A 21077-nucleotide genomic window follows, 5' to 3' on the forward strand; every position below is an offset into this window, starting at 1 on the left:
CTGCAGAACTGGTGGCTGGTAAGGAATTCCTTTAATTAGCTTGCCGTCATTTTGCCGTTATCTTGCCGTAATTCTCAGCAGTATCTCTATACTATCTCATAACTATCTAAAGGTTATGACCATAACCTGTGCAGGTTTCCCTGGCCCATCGGACTATCCAGGCCGGAGAGGAAAAGCAAAATTTGCAGGAATCCGGTAGAAACGAAGCCCATTGCTAAACAGTCAAAATGATATGGCCACCCAATGCTTTATCTTTATCGGGAGGAGAAAGAAATATGGCAATGAAATACCGTCTGTTATCCGCATTGGTTATTATAGCACTGGCGTCCATTCATTTCATCGGCAGGCAGGTTACCAAATATGACCCGGGAAAACCTGTACCCATACCGAAAACAGCACAGAGAACCGGCAATGCGGCCAAGGGATATACTTACCTGACTACGGGGGATTATGTAAAAGGGGGCCTACCCCTTGAAATATTCCAGATGGGTAAGTTAAAAGAGCAAAACAACTACCTGCATCGTTCAGGCACCAACGAAACTATTCCCTATAATTTTACCGCAATAACCGCTTCCAACGGGGTGCAACTGGTAGCACCCAATTGCCTGCAATGCCATGCCCAGTTATTCAACGATTCACTGGTTATCGGTATGGGCAACAGCCTGATGGACTTTACAGCAGGCGACCAGTTGAATGCCAAAAACATGGGCTTGCTGGCCAACCTGCTCAAAGCAAATTCCCCGGCTAAGTATGAAGCAGCCCGGAATTTCATACAGGTAACCGGCACTATCAGTCCCTACCTTAAAACAGCAGTACGCGGTGTAAATGCCGCCGACCGCCTTGCTGCTGTACTGGTTGCCCACCGCGACCCGCTAACCCTGCAATGGCGTGATTCCGCCAGCATGCCGATACCCGACGAAGTAATCCCCAGTGATGTTCCGGCCTGGTGGCTATTGAAGAAAAAGAACGCCATGTTCTACAATGGTTTCGGGAGAGGTGATTTCGGCAGGTTCCTGATGGCTTCTAACCTGCTAACCGTTTCAGACAGCAGTGAGGCGGCAGAAGTAGATAAAAAAATCAGTGATGTACTTGCCTACCTGTATACCCTGGAACCTCCAAAATATCCCGAAAAGATCAACACGAAACTTGCCCGCAAAGGCGAATCCGTTTTTATAGACAATTGCAGTAAATGCCATGGCAAATATGGTGCTGGCGGGGAATATCCCAACCTGCTGGTACCCGCTGCTATCATCAAAACCGATTCGGCTTTATACAGCAGCAATTACCAGAACCCTCAATTCGTGAACTGGTTCAACAACAGTTGGTTTTCCCTGGGTGACCATCCCGCCCAACTGGTTCCTTATTCAGGATATATAGCACCGCCACTGGATGGCATCTGGTGCACTGCGCCATATTTGCACAATGGCTCTGTGCCCACTCTTGAAGCATTACTGAACAGTAAAACCAGGCCAACCTACTGGTCGCGCGATTACCCCAAACCTGCGTATAATTATACAGCTGTGGGTTGGGAATATAAAATCCATGATACTCCGGCAGGTAATACCGTATACAATACAACGCTAAAGGGATACGGCAACTACGGCCATTATTTTGGCGATAAATTATCAGCGCCGGAAAGAGAAGCAGTAATTGAATACCTCAAAACCCTTTAACACAAAGAAAATCCCTTTGAACCTGCATGCCTCCATAGGTTACAAAATGATACGCCAATGGCTATCCGAAAAGGGGTTTTCGCCATTCGCTTTCCAGGAAGAAACCTGGGAAGCCATTGCCAATGGGGAAAGCGGTCTTGTAAACGCTCCAACCGGTTTTGGAAAAACCTTTTCTGTTTTCCTTGGCGCCCTGATAAACTTCATCAATGATAACCCGAAGGATTATGCGAAACAATCGAAAAACGGGTTACAGTTGTTATGGGTCACCCCTCTGCGTGCGCTGGCAAAAGATATTGGCCGTGCCATGGAAGAAGTTCTTGCCGAAACCGGCATACAATGGCAGGTTGGCATTAGAAATGGCGACACCCCCGTTGCAGAAAGGCAGAGGCAAAAAAGACATATGCCTGAAGTGCTGATCATAACTCCTGAAAGCCTGCACCTGCTGCTGGCCCAGAAAGGTTATAAAGAAAACCTGCAAACACTGAGAATTATTGCTGTTGATGAATGGCATGAACTGCTGGGCAGCAAACGGGGAGTACAAGTGGAACTGGCCATTTCGCATATCGTTCCCCTGTTGACCAACAAAAGGTTTTCCCTTTTTGCCATATCCGCAACCATCGGCAACCTGCTGCAGGCTAAGGAAGTTCTGCTGGCGCCAATTGGCACTGAAGGCAGGATAATTACGGCCAAAGTGCATAAGCCCATGGAGGTAAAATCCATCTTTCCCGATGAGATTGAAAAATATCCCTGGTCGGGACACCTCGGACTAAAACTGGTTGATAAAATTATACCCATCATCCGGCAAAGCACCACCACCCTGGTATTCATCAATACCCGGGGCATGACCGAAAGATGGTACCAGGCCATACTGCAGGCTGCTCCAGAACTGGCCGGGGCTATTGCGCTGCACCATGGCAGCATAGAACAGGACCTGCGTGTTTGGGTGGAAGAAGCCCTGCACAGTGCAAAGCTAAAAGCTGTTGTGTGCACGGCAAGCCTCGACCTTGGAGTAGATTTTCGTCCGGTAGAAACCGTTATACAGGTGGGGTCGCCCAAAGGTGTTGCACGCTTCCTGCAAAGGGCAGGCAGAAGCGGCCACCAGCCAGGCGCAACCAGCCGCATTTATTTTTTACCCACACATTCACTTGAACTGGTCGAGGCTGCTGCATTACAACAAGCTATTGATGAAGGTATAATTGAATCAAGAGAGCCGATGCTTTTGTGCTTCGATGTACTGGTACAATGGCTCTGTACCCTTGCTGTTTCAGATGGATTTACTGCAACTGAATTGCTGCAGGAAATTAAATCAACCTATTGCTTCAGAGAAATGTCCATGGAGGAATGGCAACAGATTGTACAATTTGTAACCTCAGGTGGTAAAGCCCTGCAGCAATATGATGACTTCAGGAAAGTGGACCTGCAGGATGGTATCTACCGGATCACGGGCAGAAGGATGGCCATGCGCCACCGCATGCATATCGGCACCATCGTAAGCGATGCGATGCTGAAAGTTAAATTCATATCGGGTGGGTATATCGGGGTTATTGAGGAATATTTCATTTCGCGCCTTTTACCTGGCGATGTCTTTACCCTTGCAGGTAAAAACCTTGAACTGGTGATGATCAAGGATATGACCGTATTGGTCAGGAAATCATCGGCAAAAAAATCAATCGTTCCCAGTTGGAATGGCGGAAGAATGCCCTTATCAGCCAACCTGGGCCATTTGCTTCGCCAGCAGTTCAACGATGCCGGAAATCCACTGCCCGGCAGGCCGGAACTTGTTTTACTGAAGCCTTTATTTGACCTTCAGGCTGCCATCAGCCATGTGCCCCGCGCCAATGAATTGCTTATCGAGCAAATTGAAACCAAAGACGGGTTTCACCTTTTTGTCTACCCTTTCGAAGGAAGGCTGGTGCATGAAGCCATGGCAGCCATCCTGGCTTACCGCATCAGCAAAATAAGGCCTATCACTTTTTCCTTTGCGATGAATGATTATGGATTTGAATTACTAAGTGACCAGCCCATCCCGGTAGATGACAGCAATGTGTATGAATTATTTTCTACTGATAACCTGTTTACAGATATCCAGCGAAGTGTAAATAGCACGGAGATGGCCAGGCGAAAATTCAGGGATATATCGGTAATCGGCGGATTGGTATTCCAGGGTTACCCGGGTGAACATAAAAAGGCAAGGCATTTACAATCCAGCGCCTCACTGCTTTTCAATGTTTTTCAGCAATACGATCCGGATAACCTGCTGATGCGGCAGGCATTCCAGGAAGTATTTGCACAGCAAATGGAAGAAACCAGGCTAAGGGATATGCTGGAAAGGATCCAGCAAAGCCATATCGTACTCATGTTTCCTGACCAATTGACGCCATTCTGTTTCCCGGTTAAAGTGGATAGCATGAGGGAAAACCTGTCCTCCGAACAACTGGAAGACAGGATAAAAAAAATGCAGTTACAATTGTCGAAATAACTATTTCAGGTATTTCACCTGCGTAGAATACAAAATGATAAATAATAAAGGGAATAACAGCATCCAGCCTGCATTTCCTGCAAACCCAATACCGACCAGTATTATACTGCCGACAGTTGGCAGCAATTCACCGATCAGCCACAAATAATAACCATTCTTCTGCAATTTCCGCATCTGTATAGCGCCAAATAAACAAAGCACCATACCAGCAAGCATTATAACAAATAAGGGGATCCTGTTTTCATAAGCAAGGCGCGCATTCTCCAGTGCCTCAGGACCGGCAAATTTTTTCAGGAACGAAGGCATTTGATCAAGCTGGCCGCTGCTTTGTAACTCTTCTAATTTATCGAGGTTCTTTCTGCCGTTAATGATATTTAATGTCCCAAATATTAGTTCAAGACCGCAGCCAATAAAAGTGAGAATAGTCAGAACATTCAAAAGCGAAGGCAATTTATGCTCTTCCTTTTCAAATGGGTTTTGTACAGACATATGAGTTGGTTTGGTGATTATACTATTTAAAAATAATCCTTTTAGATTTGTAACTGAATGAAGCCACCCTTTTCTTTTTCCATCGCCAAACAACAACTCTGGCTATCACCCATGAAAGCGGTTTTCTGGGAAGAATCAAAATCACTGATCCTGTCTGACCTGCATTTTGGAAAAACAGGGCATTTCAGGAAAGCCGGCATCGCAGTTCCGCAACATATTTACCGGAATGACCTGCAGAGACTGTTTGAACTGGTTCAATATTTCCAGCCTAAAAAGTTGATAATAGTGGGTGATTTTTTTCATTCGGAGATGAATAAGGAAGCTGATCTATTTGCGAAATGGCGCAATGACCTTCCACACCTCGCCATTGAACTAATCAGGGGAAATCATGATATCCTAAATGATGAATGGTATAGCCAAAATGACATAGGCCTGCATGAATCAACCTACCAGGAAGGTCCATTTTGCTTTATCCACGAATCACCGCAGGATGTAGAAACAGAAGAAGGCTTATACTACTTATCCGGACATATACACCCTGGCGTAAGGATCCACGGGGCAGGTCGCCAGTCGCTCCGGGTCCCCTGCTTCTATTTTGACCAGCAATTTGCCATACTGCCGGCATTCAGCGAATTCACCGGAATGGCAATAATAGAACCATCCAGGGCAGCCCGTGTTTTTGCTATTGCCAACCAGGAGATACTTACCCTGCAATGAACCCATCAGCACTTTATATTGCCTACGATCCTGTTTATGCACATCCATTGCCCGCAGGCCATCGGTTTCCCATGTTGAAATATGAGTTGATTCCGGGGCAACTGATCTATGAAGGAATTATCAGTGAACAAAATTTAAATACCCCCGATCCCTGCAGCGAAGAAATAATTTTAATGACGCATACGCCTGCATACCTGCAAAAACTATCGGAGCAAACGTTAAGTGCAAAAGAGCAAAGGCATATCGGATTTCCGCAATCACCGGAATTAACCCGCAGGGAATTCATAATAACCCAGGGAACAATTAATTGCAGCCTTCACGCTTTGCAACATGGCATTGCCTTAAATGTGGCAGGCGGTACACATCATGCATTTGCTGACCATGGAGAAGGATTTTGTTTACTGAATGATTTTGCTGTAGCTGCTAATTATTTGTTGCACCACCAATTGGCCCGGCAGATTTTAATTATCGACCTTGATGTGCACCAGGGTAATGGAACTGCAGCCATTTTTAAAGATAATCCTGCGGTATTTACATTCAGTATGCATGGCAGGCACAATTATCCTTTTCACAAAGAAAGTTCCGACCTGGATATACCACTTGAAGATGGAACTGACTCTGCAACCTATCTCGGTTTATTACAAGATCATTTACCCGGATTGACCAGGCAGGTTCAACCCGATTTTGCCTTCTACCTGTCGGGAGTGGATATACTCTCAACCGATGCATTCGGTAAATTAAAAGTGAGTATGGATGCCTGCAGGGAAAGGGATCATTTCGTATTAAAATTACTTAAGGATGCAAACATTCCCTGCGCGGTATCCATGGGTGGGGGCTATTCACCTGATGTGCGCGATATTGTTACAGCCCATGTAAATACTTTTAAAGAAGCAGCATCTATTTACCAGCAATAAACAGCCGGGTATGATCGGGCTAATAAAAAAACCCCGCCGAAGCGGGGCCCATACTAACCCATAGTACTAAAAACAACCATCTTATAATTAATTCATCTTTTTCTTTAGGGTACTAACCTGTTCCTGCAGGTTGGTGACAATGGATGCCAACTGGTTCACGTCCCAGCGTTGCTGCTGGTTAGCGCGGGTGATGACCATCTGTGCCTGCCACACTTCAACAATATCATTGGCATCAACCTGGTATGGCTGGTATACCGGGTTATCGCTGACAAGGGTAAGTTTTTGTTTGGTTTTCGGACTTTTCATTACCCGTTTGTAAACGATGCCTTCCTGGCGTGATACCAGGATATAGGTATTACTGTTTTTCAATCCTTCCAGGTCTTCCACTTTCTCCCCTACGATAACAGATCCACTGGGTGTAGGCAGCATGGAATCGCCAATAATTTCAAATGCACGGTATTGCCCCGGGGCCAGCATAGGGAGTGTAAATGTATTCAACTCGTCAATAAACTCGGGATCAGCATAACCGGCAAGATAACCTGCAGCGGCCTTTACCGGAACGAACTGGATAACCATAGGCTCGGCTGCCAGTTTTTGGGCCCTCCTCTTGGCAATATAACTACCCTTGGTTTCGCCAAGGTCCTTCAAAAACAATTCATCAAGGCTTACCTTGAAAATTTCGCTCACCAATTCCAAAACTTCCAGCCTGGGCTCTGCCCTTTCTTCCTCGTAAGCCCCCAATAAGGACCGTTTAATTTTGATCCTGGCAGCAAAATCTTCCTGGGTCCATCCACGCAGTTTGCGCAGGTATTTTAGGTTTTTTCCGGCAAATGACATGCTAACTGATTTAGCGCAAACTTACTAAAATTTTTGTCATTACAAAATAATTAGCAAAAAAATGCTGCAATCCGACTACGAAGATTTCATAACTTGACCCCTTATGGCCACAACAAAAAAAATCAAGGAAAAACCGGTTATCCTGGTAACAAATGATGACGGGATAACTGCCCCGGGTATCCGAAACCTGGTTGATGCGGTAAAAGACCTGGGCAAAGTAGTGGTAGTAGCACCCGACAAAGCCCAGTCTGGCATGGGACACGCCATCACTATAGGAACGCCTTTACGCCTTCACCACGTTAAGTATTTTGATGATATCGAGGCTTACTCCTGCTCAGGAACTCCGGTAGACTGCGTAAAACTGGCAGTTGACAAGGTGCTGCACCGGAAGCCGGATATCTGCCTAAGTGGCATCAACCATGGTGCCAACCATTCCATTAATGTGATCTATTCGGGAACTATGTCGGCTGCAGTGGAAGCTGCCATTGAAAGCATCCCATCCATTGGCTTTTCCCTGCTGGATTACAGCATTGAAGCTGATTTTACTGCCGCAGGCATTTATGCCCGCAAGATCACAGAAATGGTTTTGCGGAAAAAAATGGACAAACACCTGATCCTGAATGTAAATATCCCGGCTGTTCCGCACGAACATATCCAGGGGATAAAAATATGCCGCCAGGCTTATGCGAAATACCAGGAAGATTTCCTGGAACGGCTGGACCCTACCGGACGCAGGTATTACTGGCTAACAGGCGAGTTCCTGAATTTCGACAAAGGAAAAGATACCGACGTTTGGGCCCTGCATAATAATTATGTTAGCGTGGTTCCTGTACAATTTGATCTCACCAATTACGTTCTTAAAGCCAAGTTGGAAAAAAGCTGGAAACAATAATGTTTAAAAAAGATAACACGCGCGTCGGCCTTTTACTTGGATTACTTGGCCCAATAGTCGGACTATTCCTTTATTATTTTGCCGCATTCTATACCCGCAATGTTGGTTTTACAGAGTTTCTCGGTTACATGAAGCAATATAAATCACTGCTGACTGGTGTAAGCAGTATTTCACTAATTGCCAATGCAATCCTCTTTACCGTTTTCATCAACGGCAGGAAAGACAGGATCGCAAAAGGTATTTTTATTGCCACCCTTTTATACGGCATTACCGTATTGCTGATCAAGGTAATTGCATAAAGGAAGAAATATCTGGCCCTTATCTTTGCTTCCATGAAATATTATATCATCGCAGGAGAGGCAAGTGGCGACCTGCATGGCAGTAACCTGATCAGGGAATTAAAGCAAAGGGACCATTCGGCCGACATACGTTGCTGGGGCGGCGACCTGATGCAGGCGGCCGGCGCTGAACTGGTAAAACATTATGCCGAACTGGCCTTCATGGGATTTATTGAAGTAGCTGCAAACCTGCGCACCATTTTCAGGAATATTGATTTTTGTAAAGAAGATATCACCCGGTTCAAGCCCGATGCCATTATTTTCATAGACTACCCGGGCTTCAATCTTAGGATTGCCGGCTGGGCAAAAGAAAAGGGATTTAGAACGATCTACTATATTTCTCCCCAGGTTTGGGCATGGAAAGAAAACCGTGTTAAAACCATAAAAAAAGCGGTGGATAAAATGCTGGTCATTCTCCCTTTTGAAAAAGACTTTTATAAAAAATGGCAATACCCCGTAGAATATGTTGGCCATCCACTGGTGGAAGTCATAGAAACATTTAAAGCAGAACATTCCCATATCCGGAAAGATGACCGGACCATCGCATTATTGCCAGGCAGCAGGAAACAGGAAATCTTAAAGAAACTACCAGTGATGCTTGAAGTCAGTAAAGCATTTCCCGATTATCATTTTGTAGTGGCCAAAGCACCAGGGCAACCTGATGATTTTTATGCGCCGCTGCTAGCCCCTTATCCCAATCTTTCTTCAGTGCGGAACGACACCTATACTTTACTGATGCGTGCAAGGGCAGCCCTGGTAACTTCGGGTACTGCTACCCTGGAAACAGCGCTTTTTGGTGTTCCGGAAGTAGTTTGTTATAAAGGCAGTAAAATTTCATACCTCATCGCCCGCAGGCTGATCAAGGTAAAATATATTTCGCTGGTAAACCTGATCATGGACCGGCCCATTGTAAAGGAATTGATACAGGATGAGCTGACACCTTCAAACCTGAGGAAAGAACTGTCCGGCCTTTTAGCGGAGGGCCAATACCGGAGCCGCATCGAAAATGATTACAGCGAACTGAAAGCGGTGTTGCAGGAAGGCGGGAATGCTTCAGCCCATGCTGCTGAAAGCATCTGGAAATTTATGCAGGGCTGAGGAAGACTAGCTATGCCTGAAAAAAACCAGGCGTACCAGCAAAAAAATCAGGGCGCCGAGAAACATAAAAATGGAGATCCGGTTGATGCCATGCATATAGCCTATCCATTTTGTTTTAGGCGTATTCGGATCACGCTTTTTAATGTATAAATATTCTGCCAATTGCCGCAAGACACCCATAGTAGCATGTTTTATAAAATAACAAAACTATGTATTTATTGGTTCAGCACTTTGCAATAAACATCTGATGCTGCGATTTATTAAGTTTGCAGGATGAAAACATCCTATATCTTATTGGCTTTCTGTCTTTTCTGCGGAATAATGGAAACGCAGGCACAAAAATCTTCCGGAACTGATTATACCAATGCCATTGGCATAAAAGTCTGGGATGGTGCCGGAGTAACCTTTAAACATTTTCTTACTGAAAAAAATGCCCTTGAAGGAATCGCCTATTTCTGGAATGGGGGAATCAGGCTTACCGGTTTATATGAATGGCATTTCCCATTGGGATCTGAACCCGGTCTCCGTTGGTTTGTTGGTCCGGGTGCGCATCTTGGCTTTTATGATAACACCCATGGTGATGGGGCTTTTATCGGCATTGATGGAATTATAGGCGTTGAATACAATTTCAGGAATATACCCCTGAATACTTCATTAGACTGGCAGCCGGCAGTTGAATTTGGCAATGACCGGGGATTTTATGGAAGTTGGGGCGGATTGGCTGTGCGTTATAGGTTTTAAGGCATTACCTTCAACTGCTTATCTTTAAAAAAAAACTTGACATGAGAATCAGACTTTGGTTATTTGCTGTGCTATTTGGAGGATTTATCACCAGCTGCGGAACTTCACAACCAGCGGCAGGTACTGAAAGCTATATAGCGCCCGGTTACAAAAAGCAGAAATACAGTAATATCCTGATTCTGGGGACCATGAAAGATATTGTAGGCCGTAAAAAAGCCGAAACCGCCCTTGCCGACCTGATGAACAGAAGCGGATATAAAGGAACTGCCACTTATAACACTTTTTCACTGGCTGATATTCATAGCAAGGAAGAACTGAAGGCTGTTATTGAACCTTTGAAATTTGATGGCATTATCGTCCTGGAATATATGGGTGCATCAACACAAATAAGCGACAAAACAACATTATCTTCTACTACTCCCCTTACCTCCTGGAATTTCTTTGATTTATACACAAGTCCGGCATACGATTTCAATTACGAAACAACGACCCAGAAACAGGGTCGGGTACTGGCTTCATTTTATACCCGTGAAAAGTATGAAAAGCAATGGAGTTCCGGAATCCAGCTGAGCATGAACGATGGTTTGGAAATGGCTACGGAAAAGCTTGCAGGTACTGTTTTGGCAAGGATGATGAGGGATAAAATCCTTTAGCCAATTGTATCAATAAGGAATCCCTCCTGCTGAAAACTGCTATAAATTCCTGCTTTGGGTGATAGAAATCACCAAATAAGCATATACTATGCATCAGTTTTGCCACCAAATTAAAGTGCATGGAAATTTTCGGTTACCTGGCTTCATTAATTATCGGCTTATCGTTGGGCCTTATAGGTGGTGGAGGTTCAATTTTAACAGTTCCGGTATTGGTATACCTTTTCCAGGTTAACCCGGTAATTGCTACTGCATATTCTTTATTTGTGGTTGGTGCAACCAGCCTTGTCGGTGCCATTCCGAAATACCGGCAGGGGGATGTTGATCTTCGCACGGCATTGATATTTGGTATTCCCTCAATAACAGCGGTATTCTCTATCCGAAAATTTGTTGTACCTGCTATTCCCCAGGAACTATTTACAGTGGGCGGCTTTGTTGTAACAAAGTCCATCTTCATGATGCTCCTGTTCGCCATGTTAATGATCGCTGCTGCTATTATAATGCTGAAAAACAATACAGTTACTGCAGATAACCAGGAGAATGGAAATAAATCCAATACAACCCTGGTAGCTTTGCAGGGAGCCATGGAAGGCAGCATAACCGGACTGGTTGGTGCAGGTGGCGGGTTCCTGATTATACCAGTACTGGTTTTATTCAGCAAACTGCCCATGAAAAAAGCTGTGGGTACATCACTGCTGATTATTGCCGTAAAATCATTGATCGGATTTACAGGTGACCTTGGCCACACAGTAATTGATTGGCATTTATTATTAACCGTTAGTGCCCTTGCGATCGGGGGAATCTTCATTGGCAATCGCTTCAGTAAAAAAGTACCTGCAGAAAAATTAAAAAAGGGATTCGGCTGGTTTGTATTGGTAATGGGTATATATATTATAATCCATGAACTTTTCCTGAGTAATGGAGTACATTAAAATACTATTATGAAAAAGATTGATCCGGTATGGCTGCACCGCATTATCCGGTTTGGGGGAGGGATAGCCCTTATTGTTGTAGCAACACAATTTAAAGATGCATGGGCTCTATATGGTTTCGGGGCAATTATGTTCATTACCGGGTTTGTGCGGCCCAAAAGATGTCTTGGCGAATGCAGCACGGAAGCAGGTTCTATTTATGCTGGCGAAAATAAAAAGTAAACAGGTAAAACATTAACCTGATAGTATCGTAACAGGTTTTTTGCCAAAACCTTTCCAGGAAATTATAGTGTTGCTGCCATTCCATATCGGTAATAGGCAGGGAATCCTGTTCCATAACACCAAGCAGTTGCTGGTGAACTGATTTACCAAAACCGGCGTCCAATATATCGAGGTTCAGTTCAATACTGGCATAGGCGCTCAGGAAGTTCACATTATAAGAGCCGACAGTTGTTAGTATCCCATCTGCACAACTTATTTTCCCGTGTAAAATATTTTTCTGGTACTCATAAATTTTAATATTCCGGTCAAGCATCCAGCGGTATAAATACCGTTCGGCATGCTTAGCCATACTTATATCGGATTTCCCCGCAGTAATCACTGAAATACTTACCCCACGCTTAGCGGCTGCATCAAGGTTTTTCCTGATTTGCCGACCGGGTAAAAAATAGCTCGACATGATGACCACCTCCTTCTCGGCTTTTTTCAACATTAGGAGGTAGCTGGCTGAAATCTCTGATTTACGCCGAACCCAGTCTTCCCGCCGAACCCTTACCAGGCATTCTTCCTTCACATTTGCCGGCTGGGGTACCAGAAAAACACGTTGCCACTTTTTCTTTCCCCAGCCCGACTTATTCCAAATTACCTGGCAAACATAATATAGCTTGCCTGCGGCTTCTCCCCTGGTAAATACGGCCCAATCCAGCCATGCCTGCCTGCCATGAAGGTCATTATACCGGTTTCCGATATTAATACCACCAACCAGCGATTCTATACCATCGGCAACTACAATTTTATGGTGCAGGCGACGGCCAAAATAATAATACCTGCTCCTCAAAAATGGCTCAAACCACCTGAAATGAATACCCGAAGCCCTGATTTCCTCAATTTTCCTGCGGGAAAAATTCTGGGAGGCATATCCATCCAGTAAAAGAAATACTGTTACACCCCTTTTTGCGGCTGCGAGAAGTTCCACCAGGACGCTCCGGCCTGTTTCATCATCATCGAAAATATACATCTGCATATGGATGGAATGGCTGGCTTTCCGCAGTAGTTCCACCAGGCAGTCAAAATAATCTTTCCCACCCCGGATAAGCTTTACCTGGTTGTGCGTAGTATATCCTTCCCTCGGAAAATTTAAAGACATGACAACAGTAATATAACGAAATCTTGGTATTGTATTTGGTACCTTTGATATGTAAATGTATTCCTTCAAATTAAACCTATAGGTTATGACAAACACAAACAAACTAATAGCCGCTATGGCTGCTGGTGTAGCAATTGGAAGTCTGCTGGGCATTTTATTTGCACCAGACAAAGGAGAGAATACCCGCAAGAAAATTGTAGACAACGGGAAGAAATTATCTGACACATTAAAAGACAGGATGAACGAAGGAAAAAATAAACTGTCCGGACTTAGGGATAATATTCGTGGAAGGGTGGATTCACTCAAAGAAACAGTGGAAGAATTTGCCTCCTAAAACTTTTAAAAAGCCTTTCGCTATAACAGCCAAAGGCTTTTTTAATTGCCCCCGATTCTTTGGATCAGAGACAAGGCAACCTCCTTATCCCATTTTGCGAAACGCCCGCGCTGCACAACCAGCTTATTATCATTGGGGTGTTGCAAAAAATAATGAAATACAAATTTTTCCCGCGGATCCTTCCAGCCAATAATTTGGCCGAACCGGAGGTCATTGAAGACAAGGCTGTCGCCCCATTTTTCAACTGTATAAAACTGCTGTGAAAACCTGACCAGGCGCTGCAGGTCTTCGTGATTGGCCATCGGTTTTAATAAGCTGTCATTCCGGGGGAAAAAATTAAAGGTCATTTGCTTTTCGCGGTCAAATAATGACCTGAACCCCACGTAGTAACCGCTGTCATTTCCACTGACTACATACCAAAGCCAATTGTTCAGCGGTGCGGGAGTGGTAAAATACCTTTCAGAAGGAATATGCTGGCTGGCCAGAATTTTACGCACATCGCGATCAATAGTTATTTTATTTATAGTGCAATAACACAAATAAAATGCGGGTAATAATATGCCGAAACGGTACCAGAATTTACGCCTGGGACTAAAAATCGGGATTAAAAACAACACTGCTGCAGCGATACCCGGCCAGAGAGAAAAAAATGGATCGGCAACATATATTGCATTAAAAGAAAACCGCTGGTGACTAAAGGGTTCGAGCCAACCAGTACCGTAATTATTGAAACCATCCAGGAAAATATGCACCAGCATTTCGAAGCCGAAAAACAGCAGCCATTTTTTCATGGCAATATCATGCGGCCTGTGGACCCTGTCGGCGGTAAGGGACATTACAGGCGTCATTATAGCAATAAATAAAATGGAATGTGTAAAGCCCCTATGGGCAAGTAATTCCTGGGCAACAGGCATCCAGCCACCTGCAATAAAATCAATATCAGGCAGGCTTTGAGCAAGCGCTCCCCATAACAAAGCTTTCTTCCCAATTTTCTTATCGAAAAAAACTTCGCCGATACAGGCACCGAGGGCGATATGTGTTATAGAATCCATTTAAATGGCAGCAGTACTGTAAGTAAAATATACTACAAATCTACCAGTTGAAAGCAGGAAAATATCGCATCAATAACCTTCCTGAATAATTATATTCGTGGCCCGGAAATATACTGGCAGCTAATTTAATTAGTGAAAAAATGAAGAAGATCGCATTAGATATGGATGGTGTTCTGGCCGATGAGTTTGGCCAGTTCAGTCAATTTTATGAAAAAGAAAAAGGCATCCGGATTACAATAGAAGAAGCCCGGGGCAAAAGATTATCAGAAGCATTTCCAGGTGCGGCAAACTACATACAATCCCCTGGATTTTTCAGGACTGCACCGGTCATCACTGGTAGCCGTGAGGTTGTTGAAAAACTTTACAGGGCCTATGACCTTTTTATAGTTTCCGCTGCAGTCGAATACCCGCACAGCTTAACCGAAAAGCTGGAGTGGCTGAAGGAACATTTCCCCTTTATCGCCTGGCAAAAGATCGTTTTCTGCGGTTCAAAAAATATTATAGGAGCCGATATCATGATTGATGATAATTTCAAAAACCTGGATCCTTTTGCCGGACAAACAATCTTATTTAACCAGCCTCATAACCATTTTGCCGATGCAGGGCGGCACCACCGGGTTACCCATTGGCATGAGATAGAGTCATTGTTATTGTAAGTATATTATTTCTTCTGAATGATGAAATCGGCAACCACCGGCAAATGGTCGGAAGGATATTTCCGGTTATAGCTATCCGTCAGTGTTGCAAATTTCTTCACTTTTATCCTGGGATCTTTAGCTGTAAAAATATAGTCAATACAGCCTTTAGGCTGTTCTGAAAAGGCAAAATCGTTCCAGGTATCTACAGCTCCATATACTATTTCACTGGCATTCCTCGCATTTTGCATTCTTTCAGACAGGTACATGGCAGGTGCTTCGTTGGGTCTGCTGTTGAAATCACCCATTAAAAATACCGGCAGTTTTTTCACATTATTGAGTGCGGTCATTTTATCCCATATCAACCTGGCCGATTGTAACCTGGCTTCTGCACCAATATGGTCAAAATGCGTATTAAATACATAGAACTGCAGGCCTGTTTTAATATCTTCAAATAATCCATAGGTGCAGATTCGCTCCTGGTCAGCATCCCACCCCCTTAAGCCTATACTGTCAGGGAAGGGAGACAACCAGAAAGTATGCTGGGTAATAACCCGGAAAGCCCGGGTATTGTATAAAATACAGGCATATTCACCTTCCTTTTTACCGTCTAACCGGGCAACACCTACCATACCATAGCCTGGCAATTTCGATAATACATATTCCAATTGGTGGTTCAGCAATTCCTGGGTCCCGATAAAATCAGGAGCGTGATACTGCAATAACCCCGTTAAGGCATCACGACGGATTTCCCAGCGGTTGTCACCATCATCAGGGTTGTCATACCGCATATTATAACTCATCAGCCTAATGTGCAATTGTGCCTCAGTTTTTACAATCATCATAATTCCAATAAAAACAAGGATTAATTTTTTCATACAATTATTAAATGATAAATGTATTGTAATACGCCCAAACTTTCAAGGAAGGAACCGCAACTATTTATTATTCAATCTTTGGCATAATTTACGATTACAAAATGTTGCAATGAATCGAATTGATCGTGTAACGGCCATATTGATACAACTCCAGTCAAAAAAAGTGGTAAAAGCCAAGGAGATCGCTGACCGGTTTTCCATCAGTCTGCGTACTGTTTATCGTGATGTAAAAACATTGGAAGAAGCAGGTATTCCAATTATTGGTGAAGCCGGTATTGGCTATAGTATTATGGAGGGATACAGGCTTCCGCCAGTGATGTTCAATAAAGAAGAAGCCATCGCATTCCTTACTGCGGAAAAAATGGTGGAAAAACTTACAGATCCGGCTTCCAGAGGGCATTTCCAATCAGCTATGTTTAAGATAAAAGCAGTATTACGCAGCAGTGAAAAGGACCTGCTTGATGATATAGACAGCCATATTGAAGTGTTGGAAAACCCATACCTGCCAACCCAGCAACAGAACCAAAGTCATTTGCAAACCATCCTTAAAAGTATTGCAGGGAAAGTTGTTTTGGACATTGGATATTACGCCAACCAATCGCAGCAATACACCAACCGGGAGGTTGAACCCGTAGGAATTTTTTTCCAGGGGAATTACTGGTACCTGGTTGCTTACTGCAGGCTCCGCAATGACTACCGAAATTTCCGGACTGACCGGATTAGTTATATCAAACCAACTTCCAAAACTTTTAATAAAAAACATCCTTCCCTCCAATCATTCCTTTCCAAAACCGGCAAGGAAAAAGACTTGTTTACCATCATTATAAAAGTAGAAAAACAGGTACTTCCCTATTTCGGCGAACAGAAATATTACAATGGTTTTGTTTCCCAAAGGGAGGTGGATGGAAAAATGGAAATGACTTTCCTGGCAGCTTCCTTAAGGGGGTTCGGGAAATTCTATTTATTATTTGCCGAATATGCAGAAATTATCAGTCCGGCTGGACTAAAAGACATTATCCGCCAAAACATTGCCGAAATTTCAAAAAAATTACCATAATATTATTCCTGTTGACATAGGGCTGTCACTCTCCGGTACTTACTTTGTATAAGAAACACAAAACACCATGAAACAGCTATCATTATTCCTGAAGGAACTAAACAATGAGGCAATAACCACCAGGAAAATGTTGTCTATTATCCCCAACGACAAATATGACTGGAAGCCACATCCCAAAAGCATGACCATCAGGCAGCTAGCCACCCATATTGCGGAACTGCCAACATGGATTGGCATGGCGCTCAATACCGATGGACTCGATTTTGCAACAATGGAATATAAGCCAACGGAAATAAATGATACCAAAAGTTTGCTGGAATTGTTTGAAAAAAGCCTGCGGGACGGACAGCATCAATTGTCTAACGGAAAAGAAGAAAGTTTAGACCAGCCCTGGACATTGCGCAATGGCGCACAGATTTACAGTACCGATCCGAGAGCTGATGTAATCCGCATGGCTTTATCACAGATCATTCACCACCGCGCCCAACTGGGTGTTTACCTGAGACTGCTGGATATTCCAATTCCAGGATCTTATGGGCCAAGTGCAGATGACGCCGGTTTTTAAACCATTGGCCAGGGGAACTTGCTTTGCAGCCTGATCTTCATGCCGGATGCCGATGATTTCCTGGCGGCTTCAATTATTTCAAGCACATGCAAAGCATGTTCTACATTAATACGGGGTTCAATTCCCTTCACTATACTTTCCCCTGTAACCCTTGCGCCTTCCTGCCATTCGTATCCACCTTTTTCGGTACACAACAATTGAGGCGGTTCTGTCCAAGATGTATCCAGGACAACACCATTGGTCTCCCAATCGTAACCAATCAGCCGCATATTACCTTTATCGCCATAAACCTGGATGGAATGAAGCTGTTGGCCGGCAGCTTCATGTCCATGCGGATCAAAATAATTAAATCCACACATCACATGGCTAATAACCCCCTTATCATGTTCTAACAAAATATGGGCATTATCTTCTGCTTCAACTTTTATCTTTCCTTTATCATCAACTGTGCGTTCGGGGTTCACAATACTGGTCATGGCCATAACAGACTTTGCCGGCCCGAGCAAGCCTGTAAGTGTAGCCATATTATACACACCCAGGTCGGGCATACTTCCGCCACCCTTTTCGTAAAAAAAAGCCGACCAGGTTGGGCCGGTATGCCCGTATTGCCCATGTGCGCTGGCAATCCTGCCCAGTTTGCCTTCCTGGATAGTTTTACTCATAAAGGCGAACTGCGGACTATTAACCACCGCGGGGGCACCCCACAAACGAAGGTTTTTACTTTTGGCCATTTCTAAAAGGGCTTTCCCTTCTGCATAGGTGTTGGCCATAGGCTTTTCACTCCAAACATGCCTGCCTGCCAGCAAAGCCTTTTTATTCAGTTCACCATGAACCTGCATATTGGTAAGAGTAACCATCATATCGAAAGGAACTCCTTTTAACAGTTCATCAATATTGGGATAAGTGGCAGCATTTACCTTGTACTGGGCATTTTGCGCCAAAGCCCGTTCATATTTTATATCACATAAACTCACTACTTCAATGAGGGGGGACGACAGCAATTGAGGCAGGTAGCGGTTACTCACACTACCACAGCCGATAACGGCAACTTTCAATTTTTTATCCGGTAAAATACCGGCCCAGCCTTCCAGTGAACTCACTAATAATGCAGCTCCTGCCAAAGCAGTTTGCTTTAGGAACTGTTCCCTTGAAATTGTTGCAGGCATCTTATGAAGTTTATATATTTTCTGATTATTGCATCATCGGTGAAGAAAAACCCAACCGCTTCAACCCATTCCGGATATCAGGAATCTGCATAAATAATTTCCAAAGCAAGCCAGACCGGTAATTTTCAATCATCACTACAATAGGACCCTGGTCAATAGCCAAATGGCTTTTTGCATACCAGTTGTGGTGAATACTAAATCCATCAACAAACCCATACTTACTCCAGATTTTATCCCCCAATCCGTAATAAAAATACCGCAGTGCTTCTAAACTTTCTTTCGGTGTATAAGGCATTGAAGAGATTGCTGCGGTGGGTTGGATAACGCCAAAATCTGTATCGGGACTGTGCGCTACATAACCTTTGTAACTGTCACCAGCAGTAAGTCCCCAGCATTTTTCACTATATCCTTTATACTTCTTCGGATTCTCAATACAATATGCCCGGTTAATGAGTGTATGGTTCCTGCCCTGTTCAAAATAGTCTATGCCCAGGCTGTCTTTTAAACCTGTGGGATTGATACCCATAAATGTATATTGTTCAAAAAACAGGGGTCCTCCTTTTTCATAATTTCCGAGCGGCAATTTTATACCATAATATTCCTTTCCATTCAGAAAACCGTTACTCCCAACCCAGGTCCCGTTATAAACCTCTTTGGAGATAGGATGGCCTGGCGAAGATGCTGCCATGATATAGGTAATCAAACATTCATCCCAGCCCCAAACGGGAAAGTTCATATCAAAGTCATTATTGGGACTCCAGTGCCAATACAATTTATTCTCCCCTTTTGTATGCCAGTTCCAGTTAGCTGCGCCCCACATCTGGTCAATCCGCTTCCGTAAATATTTTTCGCGGGGATCATCTTTTTTAAAATATTCCCTGGCACATAAAAAGCCCATTAACAGGTATGATGTCTCAACGATATCGGCACCATCATCAAGGCGATCGAACTTAATAGTCTTGCCGGTTTTCCCATTCATAAAATGCGGATAAATACCATGATAACAATCGGCATTGATGAGAAAATCTGCGATTTTTATCAATCGCCTTACAGCAGTATCACGGCCAATCCATCCACGTTCCACGGCAACAATTGTGCTCATGATACCGAAACCTGTACCACCGATTGCACCGGCATCAGGGCCAAATGGTGTGGTACTGAAATTGGGTTCATCCCAGGCTTCATTAATATAATCCCAGTAATGCTCAGCCAGAACAGTATTGCTTCTTTCCAACGCAAGTCCGCTAACCGGGTGCGCACCATGCCAGAAGAAACGGAAGGTTTGCTTTTGTACCGCACTCAACAGCTGGTCATCATTCAGGCCTTTGATAATACCTGAGGGTGCAATACTGTCGGGACCGTCACCATATTTACCTTTGGATAAGGCAATGGTTTGAGCAAAAGATTGTCCCAAAAAAAGGGAAAGGGTAAAAAGAACCACCCATTTTTTGGGGATTGATTTTATTCGACATAACGGGTCATAAATAACAGCATCATTTGGCATAGCTAAATCGCTTGTTATTCTAAGTTATGGTTAATTTAAAACCCTTGTATCATTGAGCCATTTACTGCTCTTTTTTTGGCCAAATCACAAGGGCTGCACAAATGATGATAATGTTTTTCATTATGTACTGGCCAACCAGGGTAAATCCATAAGGAGCATACTTAAAAGAAAGGTCAGGAAAAAACAATAAGGGAGTGAAGGTGCAAGCCATGTGGAGAAATAAACTGGCCAGGGCAATGCGTACCCATTTTCCGAAAATAAGCATCAGGCCTACTGCAGATTCCCAGGTCGCAAGTAAAAGTATATTTACCGGTTGGGGAACGATATGGAATGTTAGCTTATTAATGGTATTAATGGCTAGATCTTCAGCAGGACTAAATCCCGGAAAGAATTTGAGGGCGCCAAACCAGAAATAGATAATACCAATGCTGATACGGAGCAGGTCGAGATACCTGCGATTAACTGAAATAGTGGCCACAGCGTTCACGGCTTTTGTTTTGGTTAAAAAGACTAAAATAACCGATAGGCTAAAGGAAAAGATTGATAAACATCAGCCTGAAGAATGATTAGAATTAACCTTTTTAAACGTACAGGTCTAATTTCCACCATAAAAAAAGGGTCCCAGCTTTCACTGAAACCCTCTACAGTAATGGTGGAGAATATCGGAGTCGAACCGACGACCTCTTGCATGCCATGCAAGCGCTCTAGCCAGCTGAGCTAATTCCCCGAGAAATAAGAACTACCCCGTTTGGGGATGGCA

At 43.9% G+C, this 21077-nt stretch carries 24 protein-coding genes and 1 tRNA gene; 15 read left to right on the top strand and 10 right to left on the bottom strand.

Going from position 1 to position 21077, the window contains the following annotated elements:
• Positions 1–227 precede the first annotated feature (227 nt).
• A complete protein-coding gene (locus LAQ65_RS18860) occupies positions 228–1673 on the top strand; it encodes a c-type cytochrome (protein WP_224118566.1) in 1446 nt (481 codons plus the stop codon).
• Between the two features lie 16 nt (positions 1674–1689).
• Positions 1690–4152, top strand: coding sequence for a ligase-associated DNA damage response DEXH box helicase (locus tag LAQ65_RS18865; RefSeq protein WP_224118567.1), 2463 nt, complete (start codon positions 1690–1692; stop codon positions 4150–4152).
• On the opposite strand, the gene LAQ65_RS18870 is transcribed toward LAQ65_RS18865, so the two are convergent.
• Positions 4153–4641: a hypothetical protein gene (locus LAQ65_RS18870; RefSeq protein ID WP_224118568.1), complete on the bottom strand. Its 489-nt coding sequence runs from the start codon at positions 4639–4641 to the stop codon at positions 4153–4155.
• A gap of 57 nt (positions 4642–4698) precedes the next feature.
• Between LAQ65_RS18870 and pdeM the strand changes: the two genes are divergently transcribed.
• Together pdeM and LAQ65_RS18880 are read left to right on the top strand one after the other, a co-directional pair.
• Positions 4699–5358 carry a ligase-associated DNA damage response endonuclease PdeM gene (gene pdeM / locus LAQ65_RS18875; protein WP_224118569.1) on the top strand — a complete coding sequence of 220 codons (660 nt, stop codon included), beginning with the start codon at positions 4699–4701 and terminating at the stop codon, positions 5356–5358.
• A complete protein-coding gene (locus LAQ65_RS18880) occupies positions 5355–6272 on the top strand; it encodes a histone deacetylase family protein (RefSeq protein WP_224118570.1) in 918 nt (305 codons plus the stop codon). The genes pdeM and LAQ65_RS18880 overlap by 4 nt, the downstream gene beginning before the upstream one ends.
• 87 nt (positions 6273–6359) lie before the next feature.
• Here the strand turns inward: LAQ65_RS18880 and LAQ65_RS18885 are convergent, their stop codons facing one another.
• A complete protein-coding gene (locus tag LAQ65_RS18885) occupies positions 6360–7109 on the bottom strand; it encodes an XRE family transcriptional regulator (protein ID WP_224118571.1) in 750 nt (249 codons plus the stop codon).
• 103 nt (positions 7110–7212) lie between these two features.
• Here LAQ65_RS18885 and surE point away from each other — a divergent pair, with 103 nt between their 5' ends.
• From surE to lpxB, 3 genes are read left to right on the top strand one after another with little or no spacing between them, the layout of a single operon-like run.
• A complete protein-coding gene (gene surE, locus LAQ65_RS18890; protein ID WP_224118572.1) occupies positions 7213–8001 on the top strand; it encodes a 5'/3'-nucleotidase SurE in 789 nt (262 codons plus the stop codon).
• On the top strand, positions 8001–8300 hold the full coding sequence (locus tag LAQ65_RS18895; RefSeq protein WP_224118573.1) for a hypothetical protein: 300 nt from the start codon (positions 8001–8003) through the stop codon (positions 8298–8300). The genes surE and LAQ65_RS18895 overlap by 1 nt, the downstream gene beginning before the upstream one ends.
• A 33-nt stretch (positions 8301–8333) precedes the next feature.
• Positions 8334–9437: a lipid-A-disaccharide synthase gene (gene lpxB, locus LAQ65_RS18900; RefSeq protein ID WP_224118574.1), complete on the top strand. Its 1104-nt coding sequence runs from the start codon at positions 8334–8336 to the stop codon at positions 9435–9437.
• Positions 9438–9443: 6 nt separating this feature from the next.
• Here lpxB and LAQ65_RS18905 read toward each other — a convergent pair whose 3' ends face one another.
• Positions 9444–9617 carry a DUF6728 family protein gene (locus LAQ65_RS18905; RefSeq protein ID WP_224118575.1) on the bottom strand — a complete coding sequence of 58 codons (174 nt, stop codon included), beginning with the start codon at positions 9615–9617 and terminating at the stop codon, positions 9444–9446.
• 93 nt (positions 9618–9710) lie between these two features.
• Between LAQ65_RS18905 and LAQ65_RS18910 the strand changes: the two genes are divergently transcribed.
• The 4 genes from LAQ65_RS18910 to LAQ65_RS18925 all read left to right on the top strand — a co-directional run bounded on the left by LAQ65_RS18910 (position 9711) and on the right by LAQ65_RS18925 (position 11982).
• Positions 9711–10178, top strand: coding sequence for a hypothetical protein (locus tag LAQ65_RS18910; protein ID WP_224118576.1), 468 nt, complete (start codon positions 9711–9713; stop codon positions 10176–10178).
• Positions 10179–10219: 41 nt separating this feature from the next.
• Complete coding sequence (locus LAQ65_RS18915) at positions 10220–10831, top strand: hypothetical protein (RefSeq protein WP_224118577.1); 612 nt, start codon at positions 10220–10222, stop codon at positions 10829–10831.
• A gap of 119 nt (positions 10832–10950) precedes the next feature.
• Positions 10951–11760, top strand: coding sequence for a sulfite exporter TauE/SafE family protein (locus LAQ65_RS18920; RefSeq protein WP_224118578.1), 810 nt, complete (start codon positions 10951–10953; stop codon positions 11758–11760).
• Positions 11761–11769: 9 nt separating this feature from the next.
• Positions 11770–11982 carry a hypothetical protein gene (locus LAQ65_RS18925; RefSeq protein WP_224118579.1) on the top strand — a complete coding sequence of 71 codons (213 nt, stop codon included), beginning with the start codon at positions 11770–11772 and terminating at the stop codon, positions 11980–11982.
• Here LAQ65_RS18925 and LAQ65_RS18930 read toward each other — a convergent pair.
• A complete protein-coding gene (locus LAQ65_RS18930) occupies positions 11954–13126 on the bottom strand; it encodes a phospholipase D-like domain-containing protein (RefSeq protein ID WP_224118580.1) in 1173 nt (390 codons plus the stop codon). The genes LAQ65_RS18925 and LAQ65_RS18930 overlap by 29 nt on opposite strands.
• A gap of 85 nt (positions 13127–13211) precedes the next feature.
• Here LAQ65_RS18930 and LAQ65_RS18935 point away from each other — a divergent pair, with 85 nt between their 5' ends.
• Positions 13212–13460, top strand: a complete 249-nt coding sequence (locus LAQ65_RS18935) for a YtxH domain-containing protein (protein ID WP_224118581.1) — start codon at positions 13212–13214, stop codon at positions 13458–13460.
• Between the two features lie 41 nt (positions 13461–13501).
• Here LAQ65_RS18935 and LAQ65_RS18940 read toward each other — a convergent pair whose 3' ends face one another.
• Positions 13502–14512 (bottom strand): metal-dependent hydrolase, encoded by a 1011-nt coding sequence (locus LAQ65_RS18940; protein ID WP_224118582.1) that lies wholly within the window; start codon positions 14510–14512, stop codon positions 13502–13504.
• A gap of 140 nt (positions 14513–14652) precedes the next feature.
• Here LAQ65_RS18940 and LAQ65_RS18945 point away from each other — a divergent pair, with 140 nt between their 5' ends.
• Positions 14653–15168, top strand: coding sequence for a 5' nucleotidase, NT5C type (locus tag LAQ65_RS18945; protein WP_224118583.1), 516 nt, complete (start codon positions 14653–14655; stop codon positions 15166–15168).
• A 5-nt stretch (positions 15169–15173) separates the two neighbouring features.
• Here the strand turns inward: LAQ65_RS18945 and LAQ65_RS18950 are convergent, their stop codons facing one another.
• Positions 15174–16025, bottom strand: coding sequence for an endonuclease/exonuclease/phosphatase family protein (locus tag LAQ65_RS18950; protein ID WP_224118584.1), 852 nt, complete (start codon positions 16023–16025; stop codon positions 15174–15176).
• A gap of 109 nt (positions 16026–16134) precedes the next feature.
• Here LAQ65_RS18950 and LAQ65_RS18955 point away from each other — a divergent pair, with 109 nt between their 5' ends.
• Both LAQ65_RS18955 and LAQ65_RS18960 read left to right on the top strand, forming a co-directional pair.
• On the top strand, positions 16135–17082 hold the full coding sequence (locus tag LAQ65_RS18955; RefSeq protein ID WP_224118585.1) for a helix-turn-helix transcriptional regulator: 948 nt from the start codon (positions 16135–16137) through the stop codon (positions 17080–17082).
• Positions 17083–17149: 67 nt separating this feature from the next.
• A complete protein-coding gene (locus LAQ65_RS18960; RefSeq protein WP_224118586.1) occupies positions 17150–17647 on the top strand; it encodes a DinB family protein in 498 nt (165 codons plus the stop codon).
• Here LAQ65_RS18960 and LAQ65_RS18965 read toward each other — a convergent pair.
• From LAQ65_RS18965 to LAQ65_RS18980, 4 genes are all read right to left on the bottom strand, one after another.
• Positions 17644–18813: a Gfo/Idh/MocA family protein gene (locus LAQ65_RS18965; protein WP_224118587.1), complete on the bottom strand. Its 1170-nt coding sequence runs from the start codon at positions 18811–18813 to the stop codon at positions 17644–17646. The two genes, LAQ65_RS18960 and LAQ65_RS18965, sit on opposite strands and share 4 nt — an antisense overlap.
• 25 nt (positions 18814–18838) lie before the next feature.
• On the bottom strand, positions 18839–20317 hold the full coding sequence (locus LAQ65_RS18970; protein ID WP_224118588.1) for a glucoamylase family protein: 1479 nt from the start codon (positions 20315–20317) through the stop codon (positions 18839–18841).
• Between the two features lie 61 nt (positions 20318–20378).
• Positions 20379–20804 carry a DoxX family membrane protein gene (locus tag LAQ65_RS18975; RefSeq protein ID WP_224118589.1) on the bottom strand — a complete coding sequence of 142 codons (426 nt, stop codon included), beginning with the start codon at positions 20802–20804 and terminating at the stop codon, positions 20379–20381.
• A gap of 163 nt (positions 20805–20967) precedes the next feature.
• Positions 20968–21044, bottom strand: a tRNA-Ala gene (locus LAQ65_RS18980).
• Between the last annotated feature and the right edge of the window lie 33 nt (positions 21045–21077).

Source organism: Flavihumibacter profundi (genome assembly GCF_020076305.1).
Taxonomy (GTDB): domain Bacteria; phylum Bacteroidota; class Bacteroidia; order Chitinophagales; family Chitinophagaceae; genus Flavihumibacter; species Flavihumibacter profundi.